The 985-nt window shown below is 48.8% G+C and carries 1 protein-coding gene; it reads right to left on the bottom strand.

The genetic code is table 11. The annotated features are described in order from the left end of the window. Positions 1-985: replication initiation factor domain-containing protein (locus tag ACOSVQ_RS20630; RefSeq protein ID WP_491984302.1), on the bottom strand; the 985-nt coding region annotated here is incomplete at both ends.

Here is a 985-nt window from a genome sequence, read left to right as displayed (position 1 = left end):
ATAGGTATCGGGGAAACTGAACTTGCGTCCGTCCCGTTGCAGCAATCCAATGACCTTGGGAATATCGCCGTCGAATTCTTCGATCAGCGCATTGAGGATTTTTCCGTACTGACGACGCATCCAATACGCCGCTGTTAACACATCACACGCCACACGCTTTTCAGGTTTGGGCTTGGTGTTGAATGCAGGAGCACTTGAGATTGATGCGCTAAAGGCATTCAAAGCGGCAAACGCGCCGTCAGGGTTTAATAGGGCATCGATGTCCCATTTTTTCAGTTCACACTCGGTGCGATACCAGACCATGCCGTTCTGTGCGAGATTCTGCTCAAGTGCTTTATTGTAGATACGCCAGTAAATGCGGGACGTTCGTGAGCCTACGGTGACCATTTCTTGGCTGTAGTGTTTCGCGCCATTGTCACCAAAGCGGTATTTGTGGTTTTCATTGACGGTCGGAGAAATGCCGCGTGATGCTGTTCTAAACGCATCTTCATAAGCGGCTTTTAAGGCGTACTCGCAATCAAACAAACCGTGGTAATCGTCGTAAGCCAAATCCAGACGCGCCAATTGTTGAACGCCTAACACATTGGATAACCAACCGTGCAGTTCCCACGCTTGCAACTTGGCAAACACGTGCTTGCAGCCCGTACCGTTGATTTGAAAATGCACGGAGTCTTGGTTTCCGCCAATACCGACGAAGCCGCAAAAGTCTTCACCGTCTGAGGTGGTGAGTTTCATCGACTCGGTGTAGAACTGGAAGCCAAATCCACGTGGTGCGTTCAAGGTTAAACCGAGCACATGAGTGACGAACAATTTCAAACAGCGATCCAAATATTCGGTGTACTGAATTCGGAAGAAGTCACGATAAGCCTCAATGTCTTCGGCGCTGTGCGCTCGAAAATCCATATTGAAGACAGGCTCTTGCGGGAAAAAGCGCGCTATGGGATTTATCATCAAAGTGTTACGGCGTGACTTTTTCTTTACATCA

It is taken from the genome of Vibrio sp. HM8-C (assembly GCF_058630515.1).
This window is presented reverse-complemented; position numbering and strand designations above follow the sequence as displayed.